This window comes from Caldivirga sp., assembly GCF_023256255.1.
GTDB lineage: Archaea > Thermoproteota > Thermoprotei > Thermoproteales > Thermocladiaceae > Caldivirga.
Genome location: NZ_JAGDXD010000028.1, coordinates 65,996 through 83,493, shown reverse-complemented (window position 1 = coordinate 83,493; position 17,498 = coordinate 65,996). Strand labels below are relative to the sequence as shown.

Genomic DNA, 17,498 nt, shown 5'->3' with positions numbered 1-17,498 from the left:
CCTGGGTTCATACTTTTATTGAAAGTGCCCTTAAGTCTTTCCAATTAAGTGAGTAAAGCCTAGGCATGATTATTTAAGTGATGAGTAGATTACGAATTTGGAAATATAAATGTCAAAGCGCATCATTAACCTGTTGAGAGGATAGATTTAAATATTCAATGGTCAGTGTGGTTTATTTGTGGATAAGCTGAGATTATACGTGCTAATTCAGAACCTAGCCAATGGTTTAACACAACCGTTCATGGGTTTCCTGGCAGTCGCCAGTGGGGTACCTAATATTGGCTTAGGTTTAATTTCATCCGCAAACGGTTTCTTTGCAGGGGTAACTCAGTTACCATTAAGGAAGCTCAGTGAACCCGTTAAGTTGCTTAGGTTATCAACAGTAACGTTGGCTACTTTATGGTTACTGATGGCGTTCATCTCCTACAGTAATCCAATACTCTATGTTATTACTTACCTATTCATTGCTGCCATTGGTGGTGTTTCCTCATACGCGTGGGCACTACTATTAGAGAGAGCAAGTAGAGGCTCTAGGGGTAGGGTTCTTGCTGAGTACGGCTTCTTCGGGTCAATAGGTGGTTTACTGGCCACATTAATAGCGGGATTAGTGATTAGGGGTGATTACTCCCTGGCTAGGTACGTATTCTTAACCGCTGCGCTACTCATAATGAGCAACTTCATGGTGTTGACTAGGTTAAATAACGTTAAGTATGATGGGGTGGATTCAGGCAACCTTAGGCAGAGCGTTAAGGGTATTGAAAGATTCCTGGGCGCAACATTCCTATTTGCGGTCGTCTGGTCCTTCGCCTGGCCAATATTCCCAGTTGCGCAATACTACGTATTCAACATGACCACTGAGCAAGTGGCTATACTAAGCATAGTAGGCGGAACATCAACGTTAATCCTCCAGAGGCCGGTTGGTTCACTTGTGGATAAGCATAGGAGACTAATGATGTTCCTGGGCAGGTTCCTTCTAGTAACGTTCCCATTAATGTACGTTTTCAGCACTAGCGTTTACCAATTATTCATAATGAACATAGTAGCCGGCTTCACTAACTCAGTATCAAACACAGCCTACATGGCCTACCTCTTCGATAATTCAAGGGACAAGAAGAGCGCAATAACAATATACAATGCCGTCTATGGTACTGGAACATTAGTTGGTTCACTCATAGGTAGCGCAGCATTAACTGTAACTGAACTTGTGGTGGGGATTGAGGAGGCTGTTAAGTATCTCCTAGTGATTGACGCAGCAGCTAGGGCTGGGGCAGCAGTGGCATACTTGAAGCTACCTGAGTTTAAGCCAGCAAGTAAAGGAACTTTAACAGTCTCAGCTAGAATTAATTAGGTTTATTAAGTAATACCTTTAAGTAATTGAGTGCCTCATTAACCGCAGCATCTCTATTAGCATAACTTAACTTAAGTATCTTGCTGAGGCTTAAGTATGAGTTAACCCAATTACTCATCCTAACATGGACAGTAATGAGGAAGCGCTTTGAGTTAATGATGCTCTCAATGTTCCTTAGAAATGAGGGATGCTTCATCTCCATGGGGCCAACCTCATCAATAACGTAAAGGTCACCTACTTCGTTAAGTAAGGTTAAGCCCCACTCAATCGCATTAATATCAACATGATACTTACCAACCATTGGCCCCTGCACCTTATTAACATGAGCCAGCCACCTCCATTCACCATTATTAACATTAACCAGCCTAAAACCAACCCTAACGCCCCCTTCCCTATCCTCTAACGTATAAAAGCCCACGACCCTAACACCAGCCTCCTTAAGCCTACTAGTCACCTTAACAACTAGGGTTGTTTTACCAACCCCAGGCGGTCCCGTCACGAAGACACCCTGCATCATGCTTAAACCCACTTGGCTGCTTTTAAGCTAAGCATAGGTGGGTGCGGAAAGTAGCCTTAGGGGAAAGCGAAGAAGCAGGAAGGTGAATAACCACCATAAGTCAATCATTGCTTAACGTGGGTTAATAAAATTAGCTGATACTCCGCGGTTCACACTAAGTAGTGATTCTAAGCGATTAATGCGTCAAATTTAAAAGAACAGGGGAATTGAGGGATTGTGAGGATTTACAATTGCTCGTACTGTGGAAGACCCATACCGCCTGGCTATGGGTTAATGTACGTTAGGGTTGATGGAGTGGTCCTACGGTTCTGCAGTAGGAGGTGCTTCGTAAGCATGGTTAAAATGGGTAAGAACCCGCAAAAGCAGGCTTGGGTTAGAAAACTAAAGCATGCTAAGTCCACTGCTCAATCAAAATCCTCCAGTAAGTGATATGAACACTGCACGTTAGTGGATTAACCTCCATAGGTACGTTCGTTAACTTTGCCTTAAGGCACATGGGGGTGAAGTAATTAAGCCTCCATGAGTGGTACTTACTTTATTAGTAAACAATAGGTTAAATAGTTTCAGGATAAAAAGACATCCCCGTGATGAGGAAGTTTATTGTATTCCTAGTGGTGTTGATGGTTATGGCGCCTGTATTGGTAGCTGCACCTAACTATATTGTTAATTATGGGTTGATGTACATTAATGGTTCCCCAACTCCAGTAATACTGCCTGTTAATGGATCATCAATAATACCGTTGGATTGTAATGGCATTGTTAATTTAACCCTTGTAATTGACCCAAGGTCACAGTTGGGTTTATCATCAGTCTCATTAGTGCTGAGTAATGGGTCAATAACCCCAGTAATGGGTTTGAACACTCCTAAATTCATAAGCACTTGGGTTAATTGCGGAAGCACCTATGGATTAATGGTAACTATCGCCAACTACATGAAGATACCCCCAGTGCTTTACCTTTACAAGGGACCGGTAATTACAGGCAGCTACAGTGGCTCCGGCATCCTCACCATTAATAATACGGTTAGCCTTGGGTTGACCCCATTATACACTATGGTTGGGTTAGTCGTAATTGGGGGGTCTGTGAAGCCTGCGTCCCCATTCACTTTCCTGGTCAATAAGAGTACGTACATTGTTAACGCCAGTGGTATACCCATAGTAATGAGTAAGTATGTTTACGTATCCTACACATTTAACCCAGCTTTCAGGGTTAATAACGCCACGGTGTATTACTCAGTCAACACGACTTATTCAATACCAGCCACCGTGGGCATTCCCTGGAGTGGCTTAGCGATCTTAAGCAATGACTCGGCCTACTACACTATTAACCTAGCAGGCTCATTAACTAGGCTAGATACCACCGTGCCTATCTTCATTCCTGGGCAATCGTTAGTTAAGTTAAGTGGATCAGTTAACTGGATTGAGTCAACGGCATCAGTGTCCTTGAACCCATGGTGCAGTAATCTCCTAATACCCACCCAGGCTAGTAAGGGGAGTGTCACTGTAACGGTTCCATCTAATGAAACCTTATACATAGGTAATGAGCCTGTGGCCAACCTGATTATACTCGGATTGGCTAACGGTAAGGCTACGGTTAACTTAAACAATATTATAACTGGGAATTCAATTAATGTTGAGACCATTGATGGATACCCTGTGAATGCAACAATCCTACTTTTGGGCCATGGGGCATACACTATGTTAAGGAATAATACCTGCCTAGTTCCAGGGGTCTACTCCCTGGTTATTATAAGCGATTCAGGTTACTATAGGCTTATGGTTACTATAAATCAATCATCAACCATAGTTAAGGTTCCACTATTCCATACAGTGAACTTAAGCGTAATGTTAACTCAATTACCGTCTGCATGTGGTCATGTAGTATTAGCCATGAATTCATCTGCGCGTTTAATAAATGGCAGTAATAATGTGTTTAAGGTTACCTTAAGTAATGTTAAGTATGGGTCCACAATACTCATTAACGCTATGATTAATGGTTCCGTGGTAGGTTCATCAATAGTTAAGGTTAATTCCAGTAACGTGAACGTGAGTATACCAGTAAGGGTAATTAATGTTAAGGTAGTTGGGCTTCTAGGTTCACCAATAAGTGCAATCGTTAATGCAGGTGGCCTAAGCTTCAACATTAATGGTTCAGCCACCATATGTGTTCCAATCGGCGTCAATTACGTTACAGTACATGCCGCAATCGGCTCCTATACAGTGCCAATAATAGGTAACTCAGCGTCTATTAACGTATTATATTACATTAACTGGAATTACCTAGCCGCAATACTGCTTATACTCGTAATCATAGGTATTACAGCATTACTGATTAAACTATTCAAGGGCAGGAGCAGTAAGGGGGATGACTTCGTGATAATTACTGGTGATTAAAAGTAGGTTATTGCTGGCCGCATGAATGCAATATAGGGGATATTGGGTTAAACTGGGGGTAAAGTTTTTAAGCGAGGAAATATAATGGGTTTAAAAACCCACTAGAATCGCAGCAATGAGAACCCAAACCAATCCCCTCACATTGGGAGAAGAAGTTCCCAAGCACGTGAGGGGGATTGGGGCAGTTGTTTATGGTACCCATGTGTACGGTAATTTATATGACTGTAATGAGGAAATACTTCGAGATGAAGTCAAGTTAACAAACATAGTTAAGGAGGCTGCAGAAAAGGCTAACGCCACCGTGGTGTCATTATTCTACTATAAGTTTACGCCAAGCGGTGGATTATCAGTAGTGGCTATTGTGGCTGAGTCCCACATATCAGTTCACACCTGGCCTGAGCACAAGTATGCGACTGTTGATGTCTATACCTGTGGACCACACACTGACCCCATGGTGGCCTTTGAGTACATTGCGCAGAAACTTGAGGCTAAGAAGTATAGTGTCAATATTAGTGATAGGTCACTTTATGACGGTGAAGAGCCTAGTGATGACTTAAAGTAACTTAACGACGCCCCACCCCCTGTTTTAAAAAAGGGTAAATGTTTAAATTTTTTAAAAAGAACCCTTCAGTAATGAATCTAGATTTCCCCCCATACTTCATGATGGCGTATAATGAGGTAAGTAGGTTTATAGAAGAGGCTATAAAGGTCATGCGTCCCGATCAGGTTAACGAATTCATTGACGAGCTTGAGAAGCTTTACCATAGGGGTAATAAGGTTTTAGTTGTTGGGGCTGGGAGATCAGGTCTAGTTGCGAGGGGGTTTGCCATGAGGCTAATGCACCTTGGGTATAAGTCATACGTATTGGGTGAAACGATAACGCCAAGTGTCGGCTCAGGGGACTTGGTTATAGCCATAAGTGGAAGTGGGACAACGAGTATTGTAGTTGCAGCTGCTGATGCGGCTAAACGCATGATGGCTAAGGTTGTTGCTGTGACTAGTTACCCTGACTCACCATTAGCTAAGATTGCTGATATGGTTCTTGTAATACCAGGTAGGACTAAGGTTTCCAGGATTGATGATTACTTTGCTAGGCAAATACTTGGGCTTCATGAACCGCTCGCTCCCTTAGGTACATTATTTGAGGATACCACTACTGTTTTCCTTGATGCAGTAATAGCGGAGTTAATGCATAGGTTGAATAAGACTGAGGAGGATTTAAGAAATATGCATGCTAACATAGAGGTTCCATAGAAATACTAATAAATTTAAATTACCTAAAGCCATATGCGCATTGAAACCATTACGCTAGGTGACCTTGAGCAATTTAGGAAACTAATCAACTCAAACCCAAATGATTTAATTAAGTTATTCAAGGCTAAGAAAAAGGATAATACTTACGTTATACCACTTCTCAAGGCACCTTGGGTTATTTCAATTGACTTAGGTTACCAATATAGTCTTGAATCTAATGAGGGTAGGTTAAGCCTAGAGGGGGTTAACTTCAGGATTTTAAATAAACAAGCCAGGGCTGTTGCGGGTTTCCTAGCATCAAATGGGTTCATATATGGGGCTTACCTCGGTGGTAGGAGTAGGTTTAAGTGCATTAGGGTTAACGTTAAAGTACCCATGGGTTTAGCAATACCCTTAAACAATGTAGAATTTGAATCAACTCAAGCATACGTAAATACTTATGAAGATAAAATAATAGTTCCCAAATGCGCATTAGTCAATAGTATTGGCTTAACCACAAGTAGACTTATCGTTGTGGCATTAAATTCGCAAGCCATAGGTAATGTGGTTGTCGAATTCTCTACACTTAAGGTGTTATATTTATAGGTAAATTAGCTTTTTAAGCATAAATTCAACTAGGGGAACTATGGAGTCTGTTAAGAAGGTTGAAATAAGTACAAGCGGAAAGGTGATAGAGTCTCCATGCGGGCCAATAATACATGGTCTTGAGGATGTTCTAATCAAGGTAACGTCAATAAGTGATATTGATGGAAGGAAGGGAATACTGTGGTATAGGGGGTATAGGATTGAGGACCTAGCCAAGTACTCAAACTTCGAGGAAACAGCCTACCTGGTGCTTTACGGCAAGTTACCCACAAAGAGTGAGTTATCGGAGTTCAGTGAAAAGCTTGCAGCCAATAGGGATTTACCGGAGGAGGTTTACTCAATAATAAGGGTTCTAGCCGAGAATAAGGTTCACCCAATGCTTGTCCTAGAGTCAGCTGTATCAGCCTTAGCCGGCTTTGACCCTAAGGCGGGTGACTTAAGCAAGGATGCTCTTTACGACCAAGCAATTAGACTAGCCGCAGTTTTCCCAACCATAATTGCCGCCCACTATAGGTTTAGCAGGGGTTTAGGGATTATTAGGCCTAGGAGGGATCTTAGTCATTCAGCTAACTTCCTCTACATGATGTTTGGTTCAATACCTGATGAAGTATCCACAAGGGCAATAGACCTATACCTAGTACTTCACATAGATCACGAAGTTCCTGCATCAACCTTTGCGACACACGTGGCGATATCAACCTGGACTGACCTATACTCAGCTATTGTTGCAGGTATAGCGGCATTGAAGGGGCCACTTCACGGTGGTGCTAATGAGGCAGCCATGAAGCAGTATCTTGAGATTGGGAATCCAGGTAATGCTAGGCCTTATGTTGAGAAGTTGCTTGCTGAGGGCAAGAGGTTAATGGGTGTTGGGCATAGGGTCTATAAGACCTATGACCCAAGGGCCAGGATATATAAGGATCTTGTTAAGGAGTTAAGTGAAAAGAAGGGTAACATGACTTATTACCAGATAGCTGAAGAGGTTGAGAAGGTTGTTTTAGAGAAGCTTGCGCCAAAGAGCCTCTACCCCAATATAGACTTCTGGAGTGGGATAGCAATGTACCTGCTTGGTATACCGTACGAGTATTACACGCCGATATTCGCTATGTCCAGAGTTGTGGGTTGGTCAGCCCATGCAATAGAGTACTTGAATGAGCATAGGTTATTCAGGCCAAGGGCGTGCTACGTTGGGCCACATGACGTTCAGTATGTCCCAATTGATCAAAGGAAGTGAATTAAATAACTGCGTAGGGTTAAAAGGAGACCTTCTTTTGTTTTAAGAATTCCCTAAATATGTCGGTTTCAGTGAACATGTCCTCATACCCATCATTAATGCTCTTAAACTTAACGTACTCCGACCAAAGAGCTTTATGAGGTTCATCATACCTACTCTTTAACCTAACGTGCTTAAGTAGTGAGAGAGTGTTCTGGTAATCCCTCCCGCAGACTGGGCACTTAACCATATCTACTTCACCTCACTCTTCCTCATTCGGATTATCTTAAGGTTACCGTTCTCATCGAAGTCATATTTAACCACGTACTCCGCTTCATCATCCCATTGAGGTAGATTATGCATATCCTCAGGCTTAAACACTGTTGACTCTAGGTTTGGGAATGCGCCGTCACTTATTGTAGTACCCTGCAGTGAACCAACTGGGCAAGCGTCAACGCAGAAGTGGCAGAGTATGCATTGCTCATACCTTATTCCAGGGTAGTACTTACCGTTGGGTGCCCTATACATGAATATTGCGTTAACTGGGCATGCCCACGCACATTGGAAGCATGATATGCATTTCTCAACATCATTAATTATGAAACCCCTAAACCTATCAATAACCCACCTCCTCTCCCTGGGGTACTGTATTGTGAACCTAGTTGGTTTAATTAATTCCTTCACTCCGACAGCTAACGCATTTAAGTGTCCAGCCACTGGGTTAACCTTGGGTTGCGTTACCTTCTTAGCCATGTTAAATCACCGGGAACACTAGCCTAATAACTATACTCCATATAACACTTACTACTGACAGAATAAGTAGTGTGCGCCATCCCATCCTTAAGGCGTGGTCAAGCCTGTAATTAGGGTACACTGCCCTTAGGAATGAGAAGAACATCATGACTAGGAACACCCTAACGCCAAGCCATAGTGGTGCCGATAAGTCACCTAGTGGTTCAATGTATGGGCCACTCCAGCCACCTAGAAAGACTATTGAGAGTAGCAGAGTCATTACGTAAGTCTTCTCGTAGCTCATGGTCATGGTTAAACCAAAGATTAAACCACCGTACTCAGTGAAGGGTCCAACAACAATGTCCGTATCATTCTCAACAATATCGAATGGAAACCTGGAGGAGGCCATTGCTGTGGTTATGAAGGCAACTATGAAGGCTAGAGGATTAAGTATGGCTCCAGGTATGTAGTGGGCAACCTGTGCATTAACCATAGTGAATGGGTCAGCTGTACCGAAGAGTATTATCATTGCTATTATTGATAACATGAATGGTATTTCATAGGCCGCATACATGAAGGCCTCCCTAACCGTACCTATGTAGGCCCACTTATCTGTTGAGGCCCAGCCACTCACTATGATGACAATGTTGAATATTGATATGAGCACCGCAGCTATCAGTATATTGTAGCCAGTGTTTATTGCGTAAATGCTAGGCCCAGCGGGCAGGAATAGGACTGGCAGTAGCGCGAATACGAAGCCGAAGACGGGCATGTGTAGGAAGTAAGCCTCATCAGCCTCCTGGTGAATTATGATTTCCTGAAGTGTATACCTTATTAAGTCGCTTATTGGTTGTATAACACCACCAATCCTCTTGGATATTTCAAGTGGTCCATACCTCCATTGAACCCTTGCGGCAGCCTTCCTCTCCCACCATATGACGAATATCAGCGGTATGAATAAGCCAACCAGACCAGGAACAAACCAGACAGCGAAGATAGGTGTCCATAGTAGGAAGTTCACTATTGGCCCAATCACAGGTACCTTAAGTAGGAAGTTTATCAACGGCTGCAGGAATGGTATCTGCACCATGGGCTCTAGGTAACTCATGAAAGGTCTTTTCCTCTTGTATATTTAAGGATTAACCCTTTACCTAACGCAAACAATCATGAATTAGCTCAGTGGGACGAAAAGGTTAATAATATCAAGAACGCTGATGCGTTATAATGAGTAATAGCAATGCTGTGGTTAAGTTAATTAACGTTAGCAAGAGATACTACATATCTGAGTCCGTATACGTTGACGCGTTGATCAATGTCAATTTAAATGTGTACAGTGGTGAGGTTGTCATTATAATGGGTCCCAGTGGTTCAGGTAAATCAACACTGCTCAATATAATGGGTATGCTTGACAAGCCTACTAGTGGGAGGGTTTACTTGAATGAGATTGATGTCACTGATATGAGTGAAAATGAGTTGGCTAAATTAAGGCTACTGAAGGTGGGTTTCCTGTTTCAGCAGTATAACCTTATCCAGAACCTGACGGCTATTGAAAACGTCATGATGCCGATGTTAATGAGCGGTATGTATGATGAAGCAATGGCAGAGGCTAAGGCTAGGTATTTACTTGAACTAGTTGAGTTAACCCCATACGCTAATCATTACCCAAACCAACTATCGGGTGGTCAACAGCAGAGGGTTGCTTTAGCTAGGGCACTAGCCCTTAACCCAAGCTTAATAATAATGGATGAACCCACTGGTGCCCTTGACCCAGCCAGTGCATCAAAGCTACTGGCTCTCATTAATGTGTTGAATAAGACAATTGGTGTAACCATGGTTATCGCCACCCATAACCCTGATGTAGCGCAGATAGGCAGTAGGATAATTAACATTAGGGGTGGTAAAGTCTATGAAACAGGCGTGGTGGAGAGGATAAATGTAAGTGGCGTTAATGTGAGAGATATGATTAGGAACTATGTTGAAGGACTTAAAATAGATTTATTAGCCAGGAGACGCAGCAGATTAGTCGATGATGCCGATAGAATTGAAGAGGAGATATCGAGGCTTGAAGAGGTTATTGAGGATCAGAGGCATTAAGCCCTTATTCACAAGCTACTTCACCTTAATTAAAGCCAGACCATGGCTAATCACGATTACCCTATTGACCATTGCACTTGCTCACATGGCCTACGTGGCTGAGGCTACTGGGTCATTATCAGTAACATACACTATTAATTACGTCAACTACTACACGAGCAGCGGTGTTAAATCCTATATTAACTATGGTATTAACCTAATTAACGAAAATTCATCGGCAATTAACGTTGTGGTGGGCTTTAGGTTACCACCGTACTCATCAATATTATACGCCTCAAGTGGATACTTAATGAGCGGTGATGAGGTTTACTGGAATGTTAAAATTAACCCGTTTGAGACCATATCACTCAACGTTGAGTTTCAGAACCCATTAGTGAATGGTTATGTAATTAACTTCAGGTACCTCATCAATGGTTCAACAACCCCAAGTCAAGTAATAAACGGCAGCCCTGGTGTTAAACTCATAATGCTGATTAATGCATCAAACCTATTAGGCCTACCCCTAACCTATAATGCGTACATACCGCTTCAGAACGGCATTAATTACTACTACTCCACACCACCCACGGGCGTGGTGAGTATTGGTACTGGGGAGTATACGTACTGGTCTGGTGAGTTACCGAGGAATGGTTCCATTGGGTTAAACGTAACATTCATCATTGCTAATTCAGGTAATTGGAGTGCAATAAACCTGGGTTCATTAACCTTCACTTCGTCAATAGACTTATACTACTATTTGAACTACCTTAAGTTAACCATAGGTCAATTAAACAATACACTTACGGAATTCAACAATATACCTTACGTAAGGCCTATAAGCAGTAACGCCACCATTCTTTTGAATGACTTGTATCAATTATCATACCTACTTAACACCACCGCCACCCTATATAGGCAGTCAGCCTACTACATGAATTCCACTAGGGTTATTGAAAGCCTACTGCTGCTTCAGGTCTATGAAGTTAACTACGCGTTGAAGGCTGAATATGGTGTTTTAAGTAAGCTTAACTACACTATCCCAATGGTGTCCTACTCCCTTAAGCAAATAATGAGTAATTTAACGCAGTTGAATAATGAGATAATTAATCTTCAATATGAGGTAATTTCAGATGTCGTATACGCTTATGGGGAAATTAAGCAGTATAACGTCACGTTAATGGAGTTAATACCAATACTTAACGCTACTAACACCACACTTGCCGGGTATTACCAGTACCTTGGTTATGTTCAAGGTAACTTAACTAAACTGTATAATGAGGTTAATTCACTTAACATAAACAGTGAAGTTAAGGCTAGCATACTTGGTGAATTAGGTAAGTTAATTAAGGATGTAGATGCCATGAGGGTTACGGTGCTTAGACTTGAGGATTACGTTAGTGGCGCTGAGATGGGTGTATTAATGGCTAGTAGGCAATTGAGTGAACTAGCGTACCAACTGAACACTAGGGGTACTGCCATCGTCATCGCCTTAACCAACATAAGTAATACCCTTGTTAGGACTAATCAAAGCGTTTACTCACTCTACATTGCCCTCAATTACCTAGGTAACGTACTTAACTCAACAACAAGCACACTTAATACGACGCTAAGTAGGCTTAACATGGCGTTAGCGGTACCAACCTCACTATACGGTAACTTAACCAACATCACTAATGGACTGATTCAAACAAGTTCACAGCTTCAAAACGCATCAGCTAAGCTAATGAGCATATACTTTAACTTAACCGGTCAGTATTTACTCTTCAGTCTTGCTATTAATCAAAGCATTGAATACCAGAAGGTTAACTTAATTAATGAACTAGACACGTATGAGACTTACTATGAGGTCGCTAAAAGCACTTATAACCAGTATTTAAGTAACCTCATTATTAATTCCTCCTCATCCTATACTGTGGACATTGTTGTTGAGCAAACCAGCGAAGTTAATTTACCCATAATCCTGAACATTAAATACATCTCCTCAGTACTATCTAACATCACTAGTATTAACACGGACGCTGGTGGAGGAGGTGGTTCAATAAGGGGGATTAGCAGGGGTGCTTATGGATTATTAATTATTGTTCTTGCACTTACCCTGGGCCTTATCCTCAATAAGCGTAAGTACATCATTAACAACATCTTTAATTAACCTTGACGCGTCAATAACTGGGTAATTACGCTCCCTAGCTCTCCTAAGGTAAGTCTCCTGGACGCTCTTAAGGAAGCTAATGTTCCTCTCAAAGTACTCAAGCGTCCCCCTACTAGTTAACCTACCTGCAACGGTGCTTAATGGTGCATTAAGTATTATCACTAGGTCCGGTTCAGCCACCGTTGAGTTAATTTCCATTATCCACTCAATAGGTACCCCCTGGGAACCCTGGTACGCCACCGTGGATTCAACGTACCTCTCAGTAATAACTATGTAACCCTCCTGAACCTTAGGCCTTATAACCCTATTGTAGTGAACCACCCTATCCGCTGCAAATAGAAGGGCTAAGGCAGTTGGCTCCACTTCAAGATTGCTTTCCAACACGTTTTTCCTTATGAATAAGCCAATGGGTGAGTCACTTGGTTCACTTGTAACATAAACTAAGTACCCCCTCCTCCTTAGCTCATCTGCAGTAAGCCTAATTACAGTGGATTTACCAACACCATCAATGCCCTCCACATCAACCAAAATACACATTCACGCCCCCTTAAGAGGACGAGGGGAAACTAGGTTTTAAACAAACCGACCCAGCACTAGGGACTATTGCATTGAGTTTAATTAGGCTTTCGTGAGGCCTTAAGTAAAGCTGAATTCTCAATAGAATGTAAGCCCCATTAACTATAGGGTTCATTAAATAATAAGGATGTTGAGTTCAAGAGAAACTAATGAAAAAGTAAGCTTGGGGCTAGTGTTTCCCATCACTGTGATTAGGAGTAAAATTCAGGCTAGGAGGAGGAAAAATGAAGTATGCAGGATCTTAAACTGGAAAGTAAACGGAAAACCCTATAAGAGGTTATGCAGTATTGCCTAACCTGAGTGATGTAACCACGCAGGCCTTGAGTTAATGATGAGTGACCTAAAGACTGAGTGATACAATGATTAATACGCATTATCCCCCTCATAATGCCTATGATAATTCCTAACGTGGGGATCTTAACAAAGGGAACACACCTTAAACACCATGCATCCATCTGTATAACGTATCTTAGCCTTTTAAAGGCGAGTTTTCGAGGACCCTTATAGAGGTGATGCGGCTTTCATTATTGAGGTGGTAAGTCCTTTACATAAGCGTAGGGTTCGGTAGTTAATTTAATAATCCTTTGAAGAGGCGTATGCGACTCATAAGTTTTTAAGCCTCAGCGCGTCTGCATTAACTGGTACTTGATGCTTGCAGCTGGGGAAATCTATATTCCGGATATGTCAGTCTTCCTAGATGGGTCTCTGAAGGAGTACCTACAGAGTAATGGACTTAAGGGTAGGTTACTTATACACACTGGTGTAGTTAAGTACTTTGAGGATGATGCTAAGGTTGGTTCCTCATTAGGCATACTTGGGCTTGAGGAGGTGGCTGCTATACACAACCTGGCTTCTAAAATTGAGGGGGTTACCGTGGAGTACGTTGACATTGCTCCTAGGACTGCTGATTTAAAGGACCCGGAGAGTCTCGTTTTAAGCACCGCTAGGGAATTGGGGGCGGTGTTAATAACGAGTGATGCTATGGTTAAGAAGGTTTGCGAGGCAATGGGCGTTAGGTACATTTACATTGGTAAGGGAACTGGGGCGCTTGAAATTGAGAAGTGGTTCCAAAGGTACCCTGATACAATGTCAATACACCTTAAGGAGAACACGCTCCCCATGGCTAAGAGGGGTTCCCCAGGTAACTGGGAGTTGGTTTACCTGGATAATAAGGTCCTCTCCAAGGAGTACTTGGAGAGGCTTGTGAGGGAGGTTATTTCCACAGCCTACAGTGGCGGTAATGGGGCTGTTATTGAGGTTAAGAGGAGTCACTCCCTCATAGTTCAATACAGGGATATTAGGATAGTAGCCGTGTTCCCACCAGTCTCAGATGGTATAGAGATAACGGCCGTTAGGCCCCTGGTTAAGAAGCGTGTTGAGGAGTATAACCTGCACCCCAAGGTTATTGAGAGGCTTGAGAAGGGGGCTGAAGGAATACTGATTGGGGGTGCTCCAGGTGCTGGTAAGACTACCTTTGCCCAGGCGCTTGCCGAGTTTTTCGTATCCAAGAATAAGGTGGTTAAGACTATTGAGTCACCGAGGGATATGGTTCTACCGGATCAGGTCACTCAGCTCTCTAAGAACCTAGCCACATCCGAGGAGCTTCACGACATACTCCTTTTATCAAGGCCGGACTACACGATATTTGATGAAATGAGGGATACTGCTGATATTCAGCTTTACGTTGACCTTAGGTTAGCTGGGATAGGTATGGTTGGTGTTATTCACGCAACTTCACCCATAGATTCAATCCAAAGGTTCATAGGTAGGGTTGAGTTAGGCATGTTGCCATCAATAGTGGATACCGTGATCTTCATAGATAAGGGGACTGTTAGTAAGGTTTACTCACTGGAGATGACTGTTAAGATACCTGCAGGTTTGAAGGAGGAGGACTTAGCTAGACCAGTTGTGGTTGTTAAAGACTTCATAACTGAGGAGCCTGAGTATGAGGTCTACGTCTTCGGTGAGGAGACTTTCGTAGTACCCTTAAGGAGGAGGAGCGTGGAGGTTAATAAGAGGGCTATGAATCAATTACTTAAAGTTGTCGGTAAGTATGTGCCGCTTGACCAAGTGATCGTGGAGCCAAGGGAGGATGCCCTAGTTATTAAGGTTCCGCAGGAGTACTATGGATTAGTGTTATCTAAGAGCCTGCCCAGGATAGGTAGGATTAAGAGGAGGTTCAGGGTTGATGTTAGGATTGAGCCTAGGCAGTGATTAAACTAAGCCTTCATTGCCTAGGCCATTCAATTATTCGAGTTAATGGTGGATTCAAGGTAAAAGTATAAATATCCACCTAGGGTTTAGGGCATATGGGTTTAAGAAAGGAGAATGATGCTGCTGCAGATTCGTCGCAGTATGCATACTATGCGTATGACTATGGAGGCTACAACACTTATAGTGGTAATAATTACAGTAACCAAACTTACCCATTCGACATAACCCAATACTACACTGCCCAAATGCAGTACAGCATGTACGCTAATAAGGCTCCCACCGGCATAGCCTACTTAGATGCGTTACTTTACGGCGGCCTCAAGAGGGGTGAGGTTTACTTAATTGCTGGTGAGGCAGGCTTAGGCAAGACAATATTCAGCCTTAAGTTCCTTAAGACTGGGGCAGACATTGGGGAGTCAGGAATATACATTAGTGTTGATGAACCCAGTGAGGATGTTAAGAGGGGTGCCTACGAGGCCTTAGGTTGGGATCTTGATGCCTATGAGAAGCAGAATAGGGTTATAATATATGACTTCAGGACCCACTTTAAACTCTACTCTAAGGAGGGCACCACCCTTTCACTTGATCCTAAGGATGTGGCTAGGATGATTATTGACGTTATTCAGAAGAATAAGGCTAAGAGGGTTGTTGTCGATCCCATAGCACCATTAATAATAACGGGGCACCAGGATCTACTATGGGTTAGGGAGTACTTGAGGGAGTTGGTCTTCCAGCTTAAGCGCTATAAGGACACCACCACGCTTTTAACATCAGAAATACCCACTGGTGAAGCAACTAAGGTTAGTAGGTTTGGTGTTGAGGAGTACTTGGCTGGTGGTGTGCTTATTCTCCAACTCTTCGAGGAACCCATCACGCACCAGATACTTAGGGTAATGTACATTAGGAAAATGAGGTGGATGCCCATATCACCCATGAAGCTTGTCTACGAGATTCAAAGAGGGGAGGGAATAATCATAAGGGGTACGTTAACTGATGTGCTTAGGTATGTTCAGCAAAGCATGTACCAGTACAGTTACTACCCATACACAACCCAGTGATTGATTAATGAGAGACTTAATGGATGCAATAGGCGGTATAATAAATAGGATTAGGGGTTCAACCTTAATTGATGAGGAAACCCTGAGGAGCATACTGAGGGATTTGCAGAGGGCCTTAATAAGGGCTGACGTGGACGTTAAGTTGGTTTATGAATTAACGAAGAGCATTGAGGAGGAGTTTAAGGAGGCTAAGGAGCTTCCCCCAGGGTTAACGGCTAAGGACTACTTAGTTTACTTACTATACAGGAAGCTCACTGACCTACTGGGTGGTGATAAGGAGCCTGATGTTGAAATTAAGACTAAGCCCTACATCTTAATGCTGGTGGGAACCGAGGGTAGTGGTAAAACAACAACTGCAGGTAAGTTGGCTAACTTCTACATTAAGAGGGGGCTTAAGGTTGGGTTAATTGAGACTGATACAATTAGGCCAGGGGCCTTTGACCAGTTGAGGCAATTGGCTGAGAAGGTTAAGGCAATGTTCTTCGGTGACCCAAGCCTAGGTAATGCGGTTAACATTGCTAAGGTTGGCTTAGGCAAGATGATGGCCAGTAGGGCTGAGTTAATAATAATAGACACCGCTGGTAGGCATAGGAATGAGGAGGAGCTTCTCAGTGAGGTTAAGGAGATTTACAATGTTGTGAAACCTAATGAAGTAATGCTTGTGGTTGATGCAACAAACGGTAAGCAGGTTGGGGCTCAGGCTGAGGCATTCAGTAGGTATGTTCCAGTTAATTCAATATTCATAACTAAGCTTGACAGTACAGCCAAGGGGGGTGGGGCTCTCGTATCCGCTGTTAGGACTGGGGCTAGGATTAAGTTCATTGGTAATGGTGAGGATATTGAGGATATTGAGGTCTTCAACCCAAGGAGGTTTGTGGCTAGGTTAATGGGCATGGGGGACGTGGAATCACTACTGGATAAGGTTAGGGCAATGGAGGAGGAGGAAGAGGTTCTTGAGGATATTGAGACAGGTAAGTTCACTCTGCTAACACTAATGAAGCAGCTTGAGGCAATGGGTAAGCTTGGGCCATTGAGTAGGGTTCTTCAAATGCTCCCAATGGGGTTAATGCCTCAGTTAAAGGAATTGAATGATGATCAACTAACGAGTGCGCAGGATAGGATGAGGAAATGGCTATCAATATTAAGGTCAATGACCAAGGAGGAGTTACTCAACCCAAACATACTCAACGCATCAAGGATTAGGAGGATTGCCAAGGGCTCCGGAGTAACACCAAGGGATGTTAGGGAACTACTGAGGTACTATAATGAGATGAGCAGGATGATGAGTAGCCTCAAGAAGAGTCAACGTAGGTTAGGAAGCCTATTCAAGAGGTTCAACATCAATCAGAGTCAGTAAGGGGTGAACCAATCACTCCTCATTCCGGA

17 protein-coding genes are annotated in these 17,498 nt (G+C 42.9%); 12 read left to right on the top strand and 5 right to left on the bottom strand.

All coding sequences use genetic code 11. The annotated features are described in order from the left end of the window. Window positions 1–178 precede the first annotated feature (178 nt). Window positions 179–1,348, top strand: a complete 1,170-nt coding sequence (locus tag Q0C29_RS04805; RefSeq protein ID WP_291999522.1) for an MFS transporter — start codon at window positions 179–181, stop codon at window positions 1,346–1,348. Here the strand turns inward: Q0C29_RS04805 and Q0C29_RS04800 are convergent. Beyond that, window positions 1,341–1,862 carry a nucleoside-triphosphatase gene (locus Q0C29_RS04800; RefSeq protein WP_291999521.1) on the bottom strand — a complete coding sequence of 174 codons (522 nt, stop codon included), beginning with the start codon at window positions 1,860–1,862 and terminating at the stop codon, window positions 1,341–1,343. The two genes, Q0C29_RS04805 and Q0C29_RS04800, sit on opposite strands and share 8 nt — an antisense overlap. A gap of 219 nt (window positions 1,863–2,081) precedes the next feature. On the opposite strand from Q0C29_RS04800, the gene Q0C29_RS04795 reads away from it, so the two are divergent. The 6 genes from Q0C29_RS04795 to Q0C29_RS04770 all read left to right on the top strand — a co-directional run bounded on the left by Q0C29_RS04795 (window position 2,082) and on the right by Q0C29_RS04770 (window position 7,331). Then, complete coding sequence (locus Q0C29_RS04795) at window positions 2,082–2,294, top strand: 50S ribosomal protein L24e (RefSeq protein WP_291999520.1); 213 nt, start codon at window positions 2,082–2,084, stop codon at window positions 2,292–2,294. A 155-nt stretch (window positions 2,295–2,449) separates the two neighbouring features. Further along, complete coding sequence (locus tag Q0C29_RS04790; RefSeq protein ID WP_291999519.1) at window positions 2,450–4,258, top strand: hypothetical protein; 1,809 nt, start codon at window positions 2,450–2,452, stop codon at window positions 4,256–4,258. A 115-nt stretch (window positions 4,259–4,373) separates the two neighbouring features. After that, complete coding sequence (gene speD / locus Q0C29_RS04785) at window positions 4,374–4,820, top strand: adenosylmethionine decarboxylase (RefSeq protein WP_291999518.1); 447 nt, start codon at window positions 4,374–4,376, stop codon at window positions 4,818–4,820. Between the two features lie 71 nt (window positions 4,821–4,891). Beyond that, window positions 4,892–5,512, top strand: a complete 621-nt coding sequence (gene hxlB, locus Q0C29_RS04780; RefSeq protein ID WP_291999517.1) for a 6-phospho-3-hexuloisomerase — start codon at window positions 4,892–4,894, stop codon at window positions 5,510–5,512. 33 nt (window positions 5,513–5,545) lie between these two features. After that, entirely contained in the window at window positions 5,546–6,097 is a 552-nt protein-coding gene (locus Q0C29_RS04775; RefSeq protein ID WP_291999516.1) for a hypothetical protein, read from the top strand. Window positions 6,098–6,137: 40 nt separating this feature from the next. After that, a complete protein-coding gene (locus Q0C29_RS04770; protein ID WP_291999515.1) occupies window positions 6,138–7,331 on the top strand; it encodes a citrate synthase/methylcitrate synthase in 1,194 nt (397 codons plus the stop codon). A gap of 19 nt (window positions 7,332–7,350) precedes the next feature. On the opposite strand, the gene Q0C29_RS04765 is transcribed toward Q0C29_RS04770, so the two are convergent. Genes Q0C29_RS04765 through nuoH form a run of 3 tightly spaced genes read right to left on the bottom strand, consistent with a single transcriptional unit; the run spans window position 7,351 to window position 9,150 of the window. Further along, a complete protein-coding gene (locus Q0C29_RS04765; RefSeq protein ID WP_291999514.1) occupies window positions 7,351–7,560 on the bottom strand; it encodes a hypothetical protein in 210 nt (69 codons plus the stop codon). A gap of 2 nt (window positions 7,561–7,562) precedes the next feature. Further along, the gene (locus tag Q0C29_RS04760) at window positions 7,563–8,063 is read right to left on the bottom strand and encodes an NADH-quinone oxidoreductase subunit I (protein ID WP_291999513.1); all 501 of its coding nucleotides are present in this window, start codon (window positions 8,061–8,063) and stop codon (window positions 7,563–7,565) included. Window position 8,064: 1 nt separating this feature from the next. After that, window positions 8,065–9,150 carry an NADH-quinone oxidoreductase subunit NuoH gene (nuoH, locus tag Q0C29_RS04755; RefSeq protein WP_291999512.1) on the bottom strand — a complete coding sequence of 362 codons (1,086 nt, stop codon included), beginning with the start codon at window positions 9,148–9,150 and terminating at the stop codon, window positions 8,065–8,067. 116 nt (window positions 9,151–9,266) lie between these two features. Between nuoH and Q0C29_RS04750 the strand changes: the two genes are divergently transcribed. Further along, on the top strand, window positions 9,267–10,136 hold the full coding sequence (locus Q0C29_RS04750) for an ABC transporter ATP-binding protein (RefSeq protein WP_291999511.1): 870 nt from the start codon (window positions 9,267–9,269) through the stop codon (window positions 10,134–10,136). Then, window positions 10,072–12,264 (top strand): hypothetical protein, encoded by a 2,193-nt coding sequence (locus tag Q0C29_RS04745; RefSeq protein ID WP_291999510.1) that lies wholly within the window; start codon window positions 10,072–10,074, stop codon window positions 12,262–12,264. The genes Q0C29_RS04750 and Q0C29_RS04745 overlap by 65 nt, the downstream gene beginning before the upstream one ends. Here Q0C29_RS04745 and tmk read toward each other — a convergent pair. Next, the gene (gene tmk, locus Q0C29_RS04740; RefSeq protein ID WP_291999509.1) at window positions 12,187–12,801 is read right to left on the bottom strand and encodes a dTMP kinase; all 615 of its coding nucleotides are present in this window, start codon (window positions 12,799–12,801) and stop codon (window positions 12,187–12,189) included. The genes Q0C29_RS04745 and tmk overlap by 78 nt on opposite strands. A 687-nt stretch (window positions 12,802–13,488) precedes the next feature. On the opposite strand from tmk, the gene Q0C29_RS04735 reads away from it, so the two are divergent. The 3 genes from Q0C29_RS04735 to Q0C29_RS04725 all read left to right on the top strand — a co-directional run bounded on the left by Q0C29_RS04735 (window position 13,489) and on the right by Q0C29_RS04725 (window position 17,469). Beyond that, window positions 13,489–15,054, top strand: a complete 1,566-nt coding sequence (locus tag Q0C29_RS04735; RefSeq protein ID WP_291999639.1) for a PINc/VapC family ATPase — start codon at window positions 13,489–13,491, stop codon at window positions 15,052–15,054. Window positions 15,055–15,149: 95 nt separating this feature from the next. Then, window positions 15,150–16,112, top strand: coding sequence for an ATPase domain-containing protein (locus tag Q0C29_RS04730; protein ID WP_291999508.1), 963 nt, complete (start codon window positions 15,150–15,152; stop codon window positions 16,110–16,112). A gap of 7 nt (window positions 16,113–16,119) precedes the next feature. Beyond that, window positions 16,120–17,469, top strand: coding sequence for a signal recognition particle protein Srp54 (locus Q0C29_RS04725; RefSeq protein WP_291999507.1), 1,350 nt, complete (start codon window positions 16,120–16,122; stop codon window positions 17,467–17,469). Window positions 17,470–17,498 lie beyond the last annotated feature (29 nt).